Source organism: Paraburkholderia sp. UCT2 (assembly GCF_014397665.1).
In the GTDB taxonomy this organism is placed as follows: Bacteria; Pseudomonadota; Gammaproteobacteria; order Burkholderiales; family Burkholderiaceae; genus Paraburkholderia; species Paraburkholderia tuberum.
This window is the reverse complement of record NZ_VZQO01000020.1, coordinates 100488-115239: the sequence shown is the minus strand read 5'-3', so window position 1 is coordinate 115239 and position 14752 is coordinate 100488. Positions and strand designations below refer to the sequence as shown.

The following is a 14752-nucleotide window of genomic DNA, read 5'->3' as shown; positions in this document are numbered from 1 at the left end:
GCTAGCCTCCCTTGGGTACCGCGGTGGCAAGCGGAATCGCAATGGAGCGGCCCGGTTGACTCGTGAGGTCATCGGGGTCCATCGCGAGGTTGGCGTCGCAGAGCATCCAGAAGAGTAGCGGATTGCCCAGGGTTTTCGCGGCAATGTTGTCCAGCCGCGCACCCTGCGCGACGACGAATTGCTGGATCGACGTGTACTGCTCCGGCTGCGGCACGAGACGGCGCGCGAGATAGCGCACAACGGTGCCGTCGGCTTGCGTGTACGACAGCGTCGACACGCCATAGTAACGGCTGTCGGGCGTGGTCGGCGAACCGATCTGCACACCCGCCTTGATCAGTGCGCCCAGCGAATCACTCATTGCAAGGCTCCCGCGCCGAGATCGGCGATGGTGTTGAGTGTGTTGGCTGCCGCAAGCGCCTCCTTGCCGATCTGGTAGATCATGTAGAGTGCGCCCGCCGGGCTCACGAAGTTCACATCGGTCACGCTGAGAACTCGCATGCCGAGGTTCACCTTCGCGCGAATCGGGTTGAGATTCGGGTCGAACGCTTCTTCCGTGATGTCGAGTTCCGTCACGCGCACCGGAATCACCCGCGTCGCGCTCCAGACGAACAGCGTGAGTGCCGACTCCATCGGCACGGCTTCGATCGTGCCGAGCAGGCTCAGTGCCTCGTTGACGATGATCCGCACGCTCGACGGATAGACCAGCATCTCGAGCGCGGCGAGTTGCGGCTGAATGCCGAATTGCACGGCCAGTGGATTCTGAGCGGGAAATTCGAGCTGGTCTGTGGCGTCGAGTTCGGCGCTCAGGTTGATGGTCTCGATCGGCGGCCCCTTCAACCGCAGCACTTCCGAGCGGTCTGCGGGCTCTGCAACGCTTTGCGGTTGGAGCTTGCGCGTGAGCGAATCCGGGTTGTACTGCAGGATCACCGCGCCCAGCGGAATCGCCGTGTCCGGATCCAGCATCACGAGGCCGCCCTTGAGCGTGCGAGGAGAGATAGCCGACATTCAGTCGCCTCCATCTAAGTCGGGATGCGTGGTCTTGGGTTCGCTGACGCGTTCGGACTCGTCGAGCCCTAGCGCCCGGAAGATCGCACGCGCGATCGCGCGACCGTCGGCGTCGGGCACTCCGGTCTGCACGAATTGAGCGGCAGCCGAGCGCAACGCGCGTGCCTCGACGTCCGTGCCGAGACGCGACAGGCTCACGCAAAGCAAGTCGAGTTCAGCCCGCAGCGCGCGCACGACACGCGCGCGTTGACTCCTCGCAAAGCCGTCCAGCACGAGGGTGTCGATGTGCAGGTCGATGACATGCGGCGAAACGTGCGGCGCCGCCGTCTGCGGGACGCTGTCCGCATGTCGCGACGGTGCCCTGGTGTCGCGCCGCGTACGCCAGTGCGTGACGTCACGCCGCGGCAGGCCCCAGTCCGGCCGACTCGACGGTAAGGAAGGCGTGGGTTTCATAGCCATCCTTGCGTCTCCGATGCGGTGAGCGGCCGTTCGAGCTTCGCGTATTCGACGTGTGCGGCACGCAGGATGTGTTTCATCTGCACGGGCACGTCCTCATCCGCCGCGAGATAGGCTGCGTGCATCGCGATGTTATGAATGATGCCGCCTGCCACATTGAGTCGTCCGAGCTTGCCGAGATCCAGATCCTGGGTCGGCGTGGCCGCCGGATAGGCACTTGCCCAGATGCGCTCGCGGCTCTCGGCGTCGGGGAACGGAAAGTCGATCACGAAGCGGATGCGGCGACGAAACGCGTTGTCGATGGCATGCTTCATATTGGTCGTGAGGATCGCAAGTCCGCGATACGACTCCATGCGCTGTAACAGGTAGCTGACGTCGAAATTCGCATAGCGGTCGTGGCTGTCTTTCACCTCGGTGCGCTGTCCGAAGAGTGCATCAGCTTCGTCGAAGAGCAGGATGGCACCGCTTTCTGAGGCGGAGTCGAAAATGCGGCGTAGATTCTTGGCCGTCTCGCCGATGTATTTGCTCGCCACGGTCGCGAGATCGATCTGGTACAGATCGAGTTCGAGCATCGCGGCAAGCGCCTCGGCGGCCATCGTCTTGCCGGTCCCCGGTAGCCCGGAGAAGAGCGCGGTCGTGCCAAGGCCGCGCGAGCAGTATCCGGCGAACCCCCAGGTCTCGTGCACGGTGCTGCGCTGACGCACATGTGCGGCGATCTGGTCGAGCACGCTTGCCTGCTGGGCCGGCAACACGAGGTGCAGACATTCGTCCTTCGGCTCGATACGGCGTGCAAGCTGCTCCATCGAATGGCGCGCCTGCTGGCGGCAAAAATGCCAGAATGCATGGTCGAGCGGCGCATCGGGCGAAGCGTCGTTCAAATCGCAGGTGAGCATCGTCACGGTTTCGATGCCCGCAAGATCAAGGCGGAACTGTTCGGCGCTCACGGACACGCGTCCGTTCATGCGCTCGGCAAGCGGCCCGAGCCGCGCCTCGATAAACGCGCGCCGCTCGGCCGGCGGCAATTCGGGCACGTCGATCCTGATGGCGTCGAAGCTTGCCGGCAGCGCGTCCTCAGGTAGTTCGAGCAACATCGGCACGTCAATGCGTTCGACGAACGACGCGAGTTGGCGCAGCGAGTCGGTCGGTTCATCGAAGTCGCCGCACTGAATCGTGAGGACCGCGCCCGTCAGTCGTCCTTCGCGGTTCCACAGCCGCGTGATCAGTTCGCGCTCGGCCACGCCTGTCGGAATGTCGGTCACGCGCAACGAGAAGCGTTCGCGACCCGCAAGCGCGCAGGCAATCGCTGCGGCCTCGTTGCGGCCGCGCGCGGAACGCCCGAGCAACGCGACGCACGGCGCGGCGCCCTGCAGCGCACGCGCGGCAGTCACCACAGCGGGCTGTAAGAACGCCGGCACGTCGGATAGCTCGGCGAATGCGGGCTCGCAGCGTCGCACGATGCCGTCGAGACGCGCGTCGAGCGGATCGAGTCCCGCGAGATAGTGGACGATGCGCTCGTCGATGCAAAGCGGGCTCGTCAGGAGCGTCGCGCCAGGCTCGACGTCGACCAGGTGCCAGTAGCGCAGCGGCCTGTCGCGCGTACAGGCGCTCCAGTGCGAACCCGGCAGGATCGCGAGCGCAAGGCTGAAGGTCGGCTGGGCACGGCCGGGTTCGTCGAAGACTGCGGCTAGAGCCGGCATGAAGGCGCTGTCGAGTTCGACGCCCGCGCACAGCACCAGCAGGTCACGCTCGAAGGCGCTCAAGCCGAGCCGCGCCGTAAGCGCCGCGAGTGCGCTGGCGTCGTCGGACGGCGTCGGCGGCGCGTCGGCTTCGATCGCCTGTCCAGACCCGCCGTCCCCGCCCTGTTTCGCGCGTGCCGCGACGAGCATGCGCAGCACACGCGCGAGCTCCGCCGCGAGAGCGGCCTGGTTGGCCTCTGGCCAAGACGGTGCGCGCGCGTTCATGGCGCCGTCACCGTGATCTGCGGCACGAGCTGGCCGTGGGTCGGGTGCGTCGTGTCCTGGTCGATGTAGAGCTTGCTCTGTGCGCCGTCCACGCGCAGATAAAGCGGCACGCTGGCCTCCGGCTGCACGAATGGGAAGTCGGCAGGAATCGGAATGTCCACGCTCGACGAACTCGGCGGCCCGCTTGCCGGCCGGATGTCGATCGGCAGTTCGGACGTGCCGATTACGAGCGACACCGACTGCATCCGACCGATCTGCACGTCAGTCTGCACGGTCAGCGTGGTGCCCGCCTTGAACGACCCGGCCAGTGGCGAGAGCACCGTTGGTGCGAGCGTAAAGGACGCGAGGTTGGACGTGGAGCCGACATGCGGCGTCGGCGGATCGCCAAGCGCGATCGACTGCCTGACGGCCACCGTTGCGATGCCCGCGGGCAAGCTGGCGGGCACCTGCACGCGCAGCGCGTTGCCCTGCACCTGAGCGGGCGCGACGGGTACACCGCCGTCGAAAGAGACGCCCGTCGATGCCGGCGTATCGCCGATGAAATTGCGCCCGCGCAGCGTCAGGATGTCGCCGGTTCTCGCGATCGCGGGCGAGACGTCCTCGATGACCGGCTGCTGCCACGGCACCGCCTTGATATGTCGTTTCTGCACGGGCGGCCCGAGGCGCGCCGCGTCGCGGCGCTGGATCAACACGACCGACGCCTGATATGCGACCGTCGGGCGGTAGCTCACCTGAAACGCCGTCCACATCTTCGACAGCTCCTCGATGCCAAGCGGCTCCTGCACGAGCTTGATCAGTTCCACCTGATCGGGCAGCGTCGTCGTGGCAAGCGCCTGCTCTTCCGGCGCCGGTTGGGCGATCGGCTTGGCCATTTCGGTGAGCGCGGTTTGCAGGATGTCCCGGGTGAGGACAGGCGTCTCATGCCAGATCTGCATCGCCCACGCGAGCAACAGCTCGCCGTCAAACGGATTCGGGCCGTACACGGACATCATGTAATGCAGATTGAGCGCGAGCGGTGGATTGGCGATGCGTTGCCCGCTCGCGTCACGCGAAGGCAGCCCTTCATTGCACCAGCCGGTATTCGATGAGAGCCGGTAGAGAAAGAGATTCAGTTGCGCCTTTTCCTCATTTCCGATCAAGATGCGATCGGGCGGCAGCGCGGTGATCGTCGCATTGGCGAGCTGACCAGGGAGCGCGGACTGCGCGAGCGCGTCCTGCAGGATCGTGCGCATGACCGCGGTGACAGCCGCGACGGCGAAATAGTCGCTCACGAGTGACCTCCTCGGGAGCGTTGCAGATAGGCATGCAACGACAGTGCCGCATTCGCGGCCGACGGCGCGGCGGCCGGCGTCGCGCGCATAGGTGCGGCCCGGACTTCGACGCGGCCGATGCTCACCTGCACGCGCGGCACAGTGGTATCCGCGGACTGGGCGAAATGCGGTGACACCGGCGGCAAGCGTGGCACGCCAGGCGACGAAGCTTGCGCCTCATACGCCGGCGCAACCGCCGGCAGCGGCGCACTTTGACGGGCCGGCGCCTGCGTCACGTCGCGCTTCTCCTGCTGAAGCGGCGCTTCAGGTTGCCACCGTCCAGTATCACGGCCACGCAATGCCTGTGGTTCCCTCGAAGGCGCGGGCTGGCTCTGCACGAACGCCGGCTCGACCGGAACCGTGCGCAGCGACACGGTTTCGTGTACGGCAACATCTGGCTGCGGCATCGAGACCGCGCCCGGGCGAAGCGGGACGGACACGTCCGCTTGATGCCGCGGGTCGGCAGGTGCATTGGCAAGGGCGCTTCGCACGTCGCTCGATACCACGGGCGGCAGATCGTCCGCATGGAAACGATCCGGTATCGGCATGGGATCCGGCATCGGCGTTGACGTCGGCGCTCGAATCGCAGCCGGTGACGGTGGCAGCGGCAACTCGTGCCCGCGCAATGCAGTGCTCATCTCGACGCTGGCGTGCGCACGCGTCGACGTGTCCGCATTGTCAGACTCCTCTGGCTCGACGTAACGAGGTGCGAAGCGCGGTTCAAGCGCTGGCCGCACACCGGAAAGCGCCCCGCGTGCACGGTCGAGCAGTCCGCCCAGCGCAGTCTGCATAGTCATAGACCCACCCGTTCCAGATACGCTTGCCTGCGGCGTCGATGCATGCGCAGCACAGCGGCCTCCGACCATCCGTAGGCCCAGGCAAGCGCATGCACATCATCGAGCAGACGTTGCGCGTGATGAACGACCTCGCGCCACACGAAGGAGGCGGCGTCGAACGTCTGTGCGTCGTGGCGACCGCATGCGGGACAGTCGAACTGCAACACTATCGCTGCCGACGCGTGGAGCGTTTCGAGATATGCGCCCGCGTGTTGCCGCAATTCAACCGGCCATGTCGATGGCGGCTCGAGGTGCCCCTGTTCGTTTTCGACCTGCACGCAACGTTCGATCAGCACACGCAGCGCCTCGCTGCCGTCGGTTTCGCGAGCCGCTACGCACAGATCCTCGCTAGACGCTTCGCGCAAGCTGAGTCGGTAAGCACCGAATACCGTGTCGGACGGGTTCGCGCAAGGCGGCTGCAATGCCTCGGTCGACGCGGCGAACTCCAGCGCCGCGCTGCACTGAGGACAGTCGAAACGGCAGTCGAGACGTGCGCCGAAGCTCATTGCTCGCATCTGCAACAGCAGCCTGTCGCGCGCCGACATGCCAAGCGCTGCGAGCGCGGCCCGCGAATGCTCCGGACAAGCCACTTCGAGCATCGAGAGTGCGCGATGCAGTGCCGGCAGGTGGGCGGGCGAACTGCCCCGCTCCCATGCGAGCAGCAGATTCTGAGCGTGCAATGGACGCATTTCCCGTCTCATCGATCAAGTGGCACCGCCCGTGACAAGCTATGACCCGGCTGGCGGCGAGGCCCGGTCGGCACCGCGTGTCGCCTATGGCGACAAGGTCGGCTCGGTAGGTTCCTTGACCTGGGGATCGCGTTCGAAACCTTCGTTCTCGAGCTTGATATGCTGCAACGCGACGGCATTCGCGTTGGCGTCGAGATCGGGGAGTGCCTGAAATTCCGACACCCAGCAGCGGTAGATCTTGTAAGCGAGCGCCAGTTGCCCGGCCTCGTTGTAGACCTCCAGAATGATGTCCTTGCGAAAGTCCGCTAACGAGACTTCAGCGCCGAGCCCGGCATTCAACTGCCAGACCTTGTTCGCCCAGAGCTCAAACTCGGGATCGTGCGTAACGCCGCGCTCCAGCGTGATCGCTTCGAATTTCGAACGCCCCGGCGACTTGCGGCCCGTGCTCGGATCGCCGCCCTCGCGATGTTCGACGACTTCCGTCGTGCGCTTGAGGCCACCCGTCACCTTGCTGATCCCGGCGACGTATTTGTTGTCCCACTTGAGGCGAAATTTGAAATTCTTGTATGGATCGAATCGCTGTGCATTGACGGTGAACTCGGCCATGACGCTTACCTCCGCGAGGGAATCTCCGAATCAGGTCTGAACCTGCCCTGCCATCTGCTGAATCTGGATCACGACGAACTCCGCCGGAATCAATGGAGCGAAGCCGACGAGCACGTTGACGACGCCGCTGTCGATGTCGTTTTGCGTGGTCGTCTCGTTGTCGCATTTCACAAAGTAAGCCGCATTGGGCGACTGTCCCTGGAACGCTCCCTTCCTGAAGAGTCCGTTCATGAATGAGCCGATGCTGAGTCTGAGCGATGCCCACAGCGGCTCGTCGTTGGGTTCGAACACGGCCCACTTGGTGCCGCGATACAGGCTTTCTTCCAGAAAGAGCGCCAGCCGGCGCACGGGCACGTACTTCCACTGGCTCGCCTCGGCATCCGCGCCCGCGAGCGTGCGTGAGCCCCACAGCACCGGCCCGTACAGCGGGAAGTTGCGAAAGCAGTTCACACCGATCGGATTCAGAACGCCGTTTTCAGTATCGGTCAACTGGTTGTGATAGCTGAACGCCTGGACGCCGGTCAGCGATGCCTCGGTACCGGCAGGCGCCTTCCAGACGCCGCGCGATCCGTCGATACGCGCAAACAGCCCCGCGACCACGCCGCTCGGCGCAAACGTGCGCAACTGATAGTTGTTCACCGGATCTGGCAGACGTAGCCGCGGGAAGAAGCACGCGCCGTTTTCCGGAGGTGTGATAGCCATGCTCGTCTTCCAGTCGAGCGCGGCCGTCACGGTCGTCGCATCGGGAGGCGGATCGACGAGCAGGAACGCACGCCGCTGCTGACAATAGGCGATCGCGGGAGGGAAGACATCGGCGCCGGACACGTTGGGATCGGGCGTGGCCGGGCTGCCGGCAAGCGCGCGCGTCGCGTCCGGTATCACGAGCAGGTTAAAGAGGTCGACCTTTTCCAGTGCGTAGATACCTTTGAACGAAGCCGGGTCGCCGACGAGATCGGCCGAGAACGGAAGTTGATTACCCGGGTCCGTGCCGGCCACGGACGTCTTCTGCCCTTCGATCGCATTGCCCGTCCCGAGCGCGTAATGTGCAACGTTGGTCGGGGTGACATCGAGCCCGAGCGGCGCGGCTGCGGTTCCGCTAAATACGACTTGTGCATCCGGCAACGTAGGGATGCTCGCGACGGCGCGCAGCACGTCGTCCGCATTGCTCTTCGTCGCAATGAAACGCAAGGTCGCACCGTTCCAGTTCAGCGCGACCGCATTGGCGAGGGCGCTCTGAACCTGGGAAGCAATCGCCGCGGACGACACCGGTATAGGCGCATCCTTAAGAAGTACGTTCACGTCCTTGATGTCGGGCAGCGAATTCTTCGGCTTCGGAACCTGTAGCGTCAAGGTGTAGTTTTTGTCGATGAGCTGGGGCGTGGTCTTGGTCTTGTCGAAGAAGAGCAGTTCTCCGCTGTTGCGTTGGATTCTTTTGCCGAGTACTCCCGAAACCTCCGGTGTGTTCTTGCGCAGCGGGTTCGTTGGATCGGCGGCCTCGCTCATCTTCACCAGTTGCGATCCAGTATCGAAGTCGTTGATCACGTTAGCGACGTAGTTCTGCCTCGTGCCATTGAGCGAGACTTGCGGAAACGTCTCGACCACGTTTCCCGAGAGATTCGTTATGGTCACGTTGAATGTACTGGGGTCGACGCCGGGCAGCGAGAAGTCGATGCCGTCGTAGTCGATGTCGATCGTGATCTGGCCATTCGCCCAAACGCCACTGGAAAGTGCGGTGAACGTCAGGTCGATGGCGCTCGCACCGGTCACTTCGACGCTCGCCGGCGTCGCATTGTGATGCGGCACGCGTATGACATACCCTGTCGTTCCGCCGTTCAGAAAGAACTGCTGGACCGCATAACTGAGTTCGCTGTCGATTGCGAGGCCGCCGAACAGACGCGCGAAGTCGGAGAAGCTGTAGATTGCTTGCGCCCGGTTATCGATTCCCGTTGCCGTGTAACCGACGAACGCGGTGATCGATGTCGCCACGCCCGTGATGTTGTGCATTGGATTCTGCAACTCGACGATGTAGACGCCGGGATACGTGAGCGTTGCGGGCATGGCGAAGTTCCTTTTCCGAGAAAGCAAAGCAGGTTGCACTGTATCCGGGCTACGGTCGGTCCGGCGATGCCGCGAGTCCCGATCGCCTCACTGCGTGGCGTTGCCTGCAACGGGAGCTCGTTCGTACAACACCGGGCCACCCGGCAGCTCGCTCTGCGCGAGGTAGCCCTCGTCAACGAGTTGTCCCAATGCGAGGGCGACATCGGCGAGCGTCGCGTCGCTGCACGCTACTGGCAGCCAGAAGCTCAACACTCCATTGACGGTATCCGCGGCGCCGGGATGGTGAACCAGATACGATTCGATCGAATCCCGGATACGCTCCACACGCGCTTCTTTGCTATTCACTTGAGCACCGGCTTGTGGCTCATTACAGGCAAAGCGCCCGATGCAAACTCCATTCCATTTGGCGACGGACGACGGATGCTTGCCTGTAGCGACTCCTGGCGCCCGCCTGAACGTGCAGCGGGTCAATGCGAACCCACCCGCTAAATCGCGTGGACGGCGGTTTGACATGCCTGGACGGGGCACGATGGAATTTGTGGGAAGCCGCACGCCTGACCCGGACATGGGTCAAGCGTGTCCCCGATGAAGACGCGCATACTCCCCAAGCTGATGCGCGCTGCAACGGGAACGGACTTCAGAGGTCGAAACCGCGATGCGGACGGGCTGTCTGCGCTCGATCGCCGTCGCAGCAGGCGGCGCAGTCATATAAGCGAGCGCAGCGCTCAGCGCAGCGGGCCGTCGAAAGCGCTCTGAGCTGGTGCGAGTCCGTGCTTCTTCAGGAGCTTGCCGAACGCCCGACGTTCTTTGCCCGCGATCCTCGCGGCCTTTGTCACGTTGCCGCCCGCGGCGCTCAGCGCATCGGCCAGATAACGGCACTCGAACTCCGTGATAACCCGGCTTTTTGCGGTCTTGAAATCTTCATGCGCAAGCATGGCGGGCGCCTCCAATTGACGCAGCGATCCATACAGCGAAGCCGGTTGAAGATGCACGATGCCCGGCTGGCATCGATCGGAGATGAAGGGGTCCGGCGGTCCGATCTCGATGACGCGAGCGTCGCTCAGCAGGTAGCCTCGACAGATCAGCGTTTCGAGTTCGCGAATGTTGCCTGGCCAGTCATAGCGGTACATCCAGTCGAAGGTTGCCGGATGCAGCACTTTGTCGCCATTGCCGAAGCGTTGCGCACAGACGTGAAGAAAATTGTCGGCCAGCAGTTCGATATCTCGATCGCGTTCGCGTAATGGCGGCAACGTCACCACGAGAATACGCAAGCGGAACAGAAGATCGAGCCGGAACTCTCCCTCCTCGACACGCTCAGCCAGATCGGCATTGGTTGCTGCTATCAGCCTGACATCGGCATGGCGGCTTTCGGGCGCGCCTAACGGCCGATATTGGTGATCCTGCAGGAAACGAAGCAAGATGACTTGGGACTTCAGCGGAAGCGCATCCACTTCGTCCAGGAACAGAGTGCCGCCACTCGCATGAGCGATAAGGCCTGCCTGCTCGATGTGCGCGTCGGTGAAAGCGCCGCGCTTGTGACCGAACAACTCGTTATCAACAAGCGCATCCGGCAGCGCGCCGCAGTTTACGGGAACAAACGGCCCCGATGATCGTTGTCCACCGTAGTGGATCGCGCGGGCGGCGAGTTCCTTTCCCGTGCCGGTTTCGCCTTCTATCAGCACCGGCACGTCGCAGCGGGCAAACCGTTCGATCACCCGCTGGGCTTCCAGAAACGATTGCGAGCTTCCAATCATCGGAAACGACTCCTCGCCAGCGGGCATGCCAGATACGCCCGCGTTGCATCATTGCCCACTCGTTCTCTGTGGGATGCGTGAATGCGGCGTAAAAAACATTCGGTGTCCTTTATCGAAGGGTAGAGCCACATGCGCGAGGCGTAGGTCGGAGCTTTCCGTGGTGCAATTCCGGAAGCTTGCGCTACTGAATTAGTCTAGCTTCAGACTTTCTTTTGTCCAGATAAAAGTCTGTGATTCGCGCCCGGCCCTCGGCAATATAACGAAGAACTCGAGCACAAAATTAAACCGATACTGATCAGGGATTCCACTCTGTGAATGCCGTTTTACATCTGACAGCAGCACCATCCGCGCTTTGCTCTCGCCCGGCGAGAGGTCATTCAGGATTTATCGGTACGAGTCCCTGAAAATCCTATGTGACCGGTTATCAAACGCCGTATCCGACCTATGTTAGGTTTGCAGAGTTTGCCTTGTGCCCGTTCCACCTCCGTCACATTTCGATGTTCCCATAGATCCAGTCCTGAGCGCCGTTGCTGAGCCGATAGTGAATTAGCATGTGATCCGTCTCGGACCACGCGCCGGAGGCCGGGTCGCAAGCGGCGAGCACGAACAGCATATCGGCCCAGCTTCCGAACGAAGGACCCGCGCTCGCCAGCGCGGCGAGCGGAATGATCGCCTCGATTCTTCCGCTCCCGGGATCCCATTGGGGCGCTTCGACATAATCGACGTTGCCTTCGGCGCTCCATGCATTGTTGGCGACGCGCCAGCGCGAGAACGAATCCGAATCGCTGCGACGTGAGACGACGAAGCTCATCGGCCGGCTCAACGCCTGATTGAAGATGCCGAGGCTGCTGGCGGCCGCGCCGCCCTGCGCCAGATCCTGGCTGTATAGCTGCAGCGCGAACAACGGGGGCTGTGCGAAGCGCGTGAACGTCCCGGCTACGTTGTCGATCCGCACATAGAGATTCGAGCCGTCGTTGGTGACGTACACGCGCTTGATCGAACACATCGGCGACGCGCCCGAAGTCTGCGCGCCCACGAAGTACGGAACGTTCGACCATTGATTCCAGTCTCCCGCCGCCGCATAGCTAACTCCGATCGTCTTGAAGGTACCCGCGTTGTACGACGGCGGTACGCAGCCAAAGCGCACCTGCTTTTCGTAGAGCAACGCAGCCAGAATGAACGCAGAGGCCGTCAACGGTTCGCACATTGAGCTCACGAGCGGCTGTTTCGTCACGTTGGAGACCGCCTCGCCGGGCGGCATGTACCCCTTCCCCCAGATGCTGGCGCACCATTGCAGGCGCGCCAACGCGTCGGCGGCATGGCCGCGCAGGATGTCGTAGACGGCCACCCACAGGCTCATCTGCGGCCACGCCGGTTCCGGCCCAAGGGCCTCGTTGCCGCCCGGGCTCCAGCTCGCCGTGTAGTAGAACGTGTCGCCAGGATAGCGCGCGATCCCAAAGCTCTCATTCGTGAGCGCGCTAAGGATCGTATCGACATGGCTCGCCGCGCGGCCGGACTCATGATCGATAACGCCCAGCGCGATCAGCATGTCCGACGAGCTGTCGATCATCGTGCGCGGCGTGTCGTTCACGTTCACCGCGCGACAGAAATATCCTTGCGGATTCCAGGAACCCGGCGGAAACCAGTCCGACGGACGCTGAAGAGCGGTGAGAATCGAAGCCGCGCCGCCCGCATACCAGTCGGTCAGGGATGTCTCGCCGAGCCCCTCGGTGATGGCCTGCGTCGCATACATGCCGACCACATACCAGCTCTGCGTGTAGCTGTTGTGCTCCAGATTGTCGCTTTCTTCCCAGATGCTGTAGTCCGCCTGGCCGAATCCGTTGGGCTGGATATGGCTGACGATCCAGTCCGCCGACCGCTTGACGCTCGGCCACAGGTCGCGCAGAAACGTCGCGTCGGCGGTCAGCGCGTAGTGCTGATAGACGCCGTACAGAAATGCGCCGACCGAGTCGTACTCGGGCTCGACAAAGGGCACATAGCTGCCGTCCCATGTGTTGTAAGTCGTCTTCCAGGTGCCGTCGCCGCCCTGGCTGCCGCTCATCCAGCGCCAGTACAGTTGCGCTTCGTCGTGATGGCCACTGGCGTCGAGCCCGATCGCTGCGATGCAAGCATCCCGCACCCAGGTCCGGTATTGATAGGCGACGGGATTGGTGGTTGCGGCGAACGTGCCGAGTACGGGGTTCTGGATGTTCTTCATCAGGATCAGCGCACGGTCGAACATCTGGTTGAGCGCATCGTCGTCGAAATGCACGCGCCGGCCCTGATTGCCGTTGGTGAGCCATGTGTTGTACGCGGACGCGACCGCCGTCATCCAGGCGTCGCCCGAAGATGCTCGGGCGGCGGCGATCGCGGCGCTGGCATCAGCTTGTGTCTCGCATACGCCAAGATAGAAGTAGAGCGTCGCGGATGCGCCTGGCGCGACCTCCACGCGCTTGCTGAACGCGAGCGATACGTCGGGAGCACTGACGTCGGCATTGTTTTTCAGCGTGCCTTCGGCGTCGAAGCTGTACCAGGCCGACACGGTACCGCTTTGCGTCGATGCGTCGGCGTTGTTGCCTGCCTGATAGCCGTCGCTCGGTTGCAGCGCGCCCAGCAGCACGAATAACTGCCCGGAGGCCGTCATGTCCGCGATGAACGCGTTTTGTCCGGCGTCGTACCACGCGTGCACCTGCTTGCTCGGATCAACGTTGTTGAGATGTACCTGATCGAGCAGGTTGAAAGTAACGCTTTCGGCCGTCGGATTGGTCAGCGTGTAACGAACGATGAAGAACGGCTGATCGGGCGGCGCCGCGAAGCTGCGGGTCAGGTCAAGGCGAGGTGGCAGCGACGCGCCCTGATAGCTCAGGTAGTGCGTCGTCAGCACGCCGGCGTCATCTGCGCCGCTTTCGAACCACGCTTCGGAGTCGAACTTCTCGGCGTGGCTATAGGAAATCGCGTTGGTTTCGTCACGGAAGAAGCCGGTGTAGTCGACGATCTGGTTCACCGTCCGGCGCGCGAGAGAGCCGCGCAGACAATGGAGTTCGCTCAGGCATGGGCCGGTCCAGGATGTGTCGATCTGGCTAAGCTTCGCGGCCTTCCATACGCCAACGAGATCCCGCCAGTTCGACAGATAGAGCGCACGGGTGGAGGTGGCCGAAGGCGAAGTCGGGCTCATAGGTATTCTCTGGGGCTCGCGAATTGGATGCCCGATTCGACACCGCGAGGCGGGGTATCGCGCATTGCGCGCCGACTGCGATAGCGCGTCATCGCTCGGCTAGCGAACTTCAGCAATCCGGATGAACTGCGGATGGACGCCGCGATTCGGGGCGATCAGGACCGAGTGCGAACGAACGTGTGCGGCGCCACGGTACGCGCCGCCGGGTTTCCGCATTCATATTAGTACAGCGTCGATCGAATTCAGCGGAACACCTAGCATGGAAGCGCCTTTTCCACTCTGCAGTCCGCCATGATTCGGAGAGGACCCTCAATCTAATGCATCTCGAACAAATGTTCAGTTCGACTCGAAGATGATCTTAAATAGCCAATGAAAGCTTGGTGAATGCAGAGAATCCGGCGATGCTTAAACTGCCTGAAGTACCAGGTCGATGTAGTCTTGATGTACCGCGATAGTCAAAGGCCTATCCGACCATGTCGAAAGATTTTCTCCTTTCGATGACAAAGCAATCCACAAAGGCTCGTTCACTACGTCAAGCTATCCGGGTATGCCCCATCACTGCATACAACGCGTCCCGAGCGTACTTCATTTAGCGTTAGCAAACGCACGGGACTGTGCGAAAGCAAAGGTGGGAACCGGCAATTTAAAAATTCTCTCTTTTGCTCGTCCTGTAATTTAGTGTTGCGCTGTAACGAGCAAGGCGATTTTCCGATCGAGCAAGGGTTCCAGCCTGGTTCGTCGAAGCAGCCAGTGGGCGGATGGGAAACACAAGTGGAATAGCCAATAAATGATTTATTTTGGCGTTCGTCGTCCATAACCGGTACTTGGCGGCCAGAAAACATCTGCTAGATTGAGTAGGGAAAATCAGGAAATCCAAAGAAATATTCTATGGTTTCCATCGA

Annotated in this window: 12 protein-coding genes; all 12 read right to left on the bottom strand. The window is 62.4% G+C overall.

The genetic code is table 11. The features are described from left to right. Nucleotide 1: 1 nt before the first annotated feature. The 12 genes from F6X39_RS18560 to F6X39_RS18505 all read right to left on the bottom strand — a co-directional run bounded on the left by F6X39_RS18560 (nt 2) and on the right by F6X39_RS18505 (nt 13850). Entirely contained in the window at nt 2-358 is a 357-nt protein-coding gene (locus F6X39_RS18560; protein ID WP_175163985.1) for a LysM domain-containing protein, read from the bottom strand. After that, complete coding sequence (locus F6X39_RS18555; RefSeq protein WP_175163987.1) at nt 355-1005, bottom strand: hypothetical protein; 651 nt, start codon at nt 1003-1005, stop codon at nt 355-357. The genes F6X39_RS18560 and F6X39_RS18555 overlap by 4 nt, the downstream gene beginning before the upstream one ends. After that, complete coding sequence (locus tag F6X39_RS18550) at nt 1006-1464, bottom strand: hypothetical protein (protein ID WP_175163990.1); 459 nt, start codon at nt 1462-1464, stop codon at nt 1006-1008. It abuts the gene before it with no gap. After that, on the bottom strand, nt 1455-3422 hold the full coding sequence (locus tag F6X39_RS18545; RefSeq protein WP_187617665.1) for an ATP-binding protein: 1968 nt from the start codon (nt 3420-3422) through the stop codon (nt 1455-1457). The genes F6X39_RS18550 and F6X39_RS18545 overlap by 10 nt, the downstream gene beginning before the upstream one ends. Then, the gene (locus F6X39_RS18540) at nt 3419-4693 is read right to left on the bottom strand and encodes a Pvc16 family protein (RefSeq protein WP_175163994.1); all 1275 of its coding nucleotides are present in this window, start codon (nt 4691-4693) and stop codon (nt 3419-3421) included. Before F6X39_RS18540 ends, F6X39_RS18545 begins: the two co-directional genes overlap by 4 nt. Then, the gene (locus F6X39_RS18535) at nt 4690-5280 is read right to left on the bottom strand and encodes a hypothetical protein (RefSeq protein ID WP_187617664.1); all 591 of its coding nucleotides are present in this window, start codon (nt 5278-5280) and stop codon (nt 4690-4692) included. Before F6X39_RS18535 ends, F6X39_RS18540 begins: the two co-directional genes overlap by 4 nt. Nucleotides 5281-5525: 245 nt before the next feature. Further along, on the bottom strand, nt 5526-6257 hold the full coding sequence (locus F6X39_RS18530; protein ID WP_187617663.1) for a hypothetical protein: 732 nt from the start codon (nt 6255-6257) through the stop codon (nt 5526-5528). An 84-nt stretch (nt 6258-6341) separates the two neighbouring features. Further along, entirely contained in the window at nt 6342-6863 is a 522-nt protein-coding gene (locus F6X39_RS18525) for a phage tail protein (protein WP_175164000.1), read from the bottom strand. Nucleotides 6864-6893: 30 nt separating this feature from the next. After that, nucleotides 6894-8921 carry a phage tail sheath C-terminal domain-containing protein gene (locus F6X39_RS18520; RefSeq protein ID WP_187617662.1) on the bottom strand — a complete coding sequence of 676 codons (2028 nt, stop codon included), beginning with the start codon at nt 8919-8921 and terminating at the stop codon, nt 6894-6896. Nucleotides 8922-9008: 87 nt separating this feature from the next. Beyond that, the gene (locus tag F6X39_RS18515) at nt 9009-9266 is read right to left on the bottom strand and encodes a hypothetical protein (protein WP_187617661.1); all 258 of its coding nucleotides are present in this window, start codon (nt 9264-9266) and stop codon (nt 9009-9011) included. Nucleotides 9267-9646: 380 nt separating this feature from the next. Next, nucleotides 9647-10702 carry a sigma 54-interacting transcriptional regulator gene (locus F6X39_RS18510; RefSeq protein WP_262414738.1) on the bottom strand — a complete coding sequence of 352 codons (1056 nt, stop codon included), beginning with the start codon at nt 10700-10702 and terminating at the stop codon, nt 9647-9649. 460 nt (nt 10703-11162) lie between these two features. Then, nucleotides 11163-13850, bottom strand: coding sequence for a glycoside hydrolase family 15 protein (locus F6X39_RS18505; RefSeq protein WP_187617660.1), 2688 nt, complete (start codon nt 13848-13850; stop codon nt 11163-11165). Nucleotides 13851-14752: the final 902 nt, after the last annotated feature.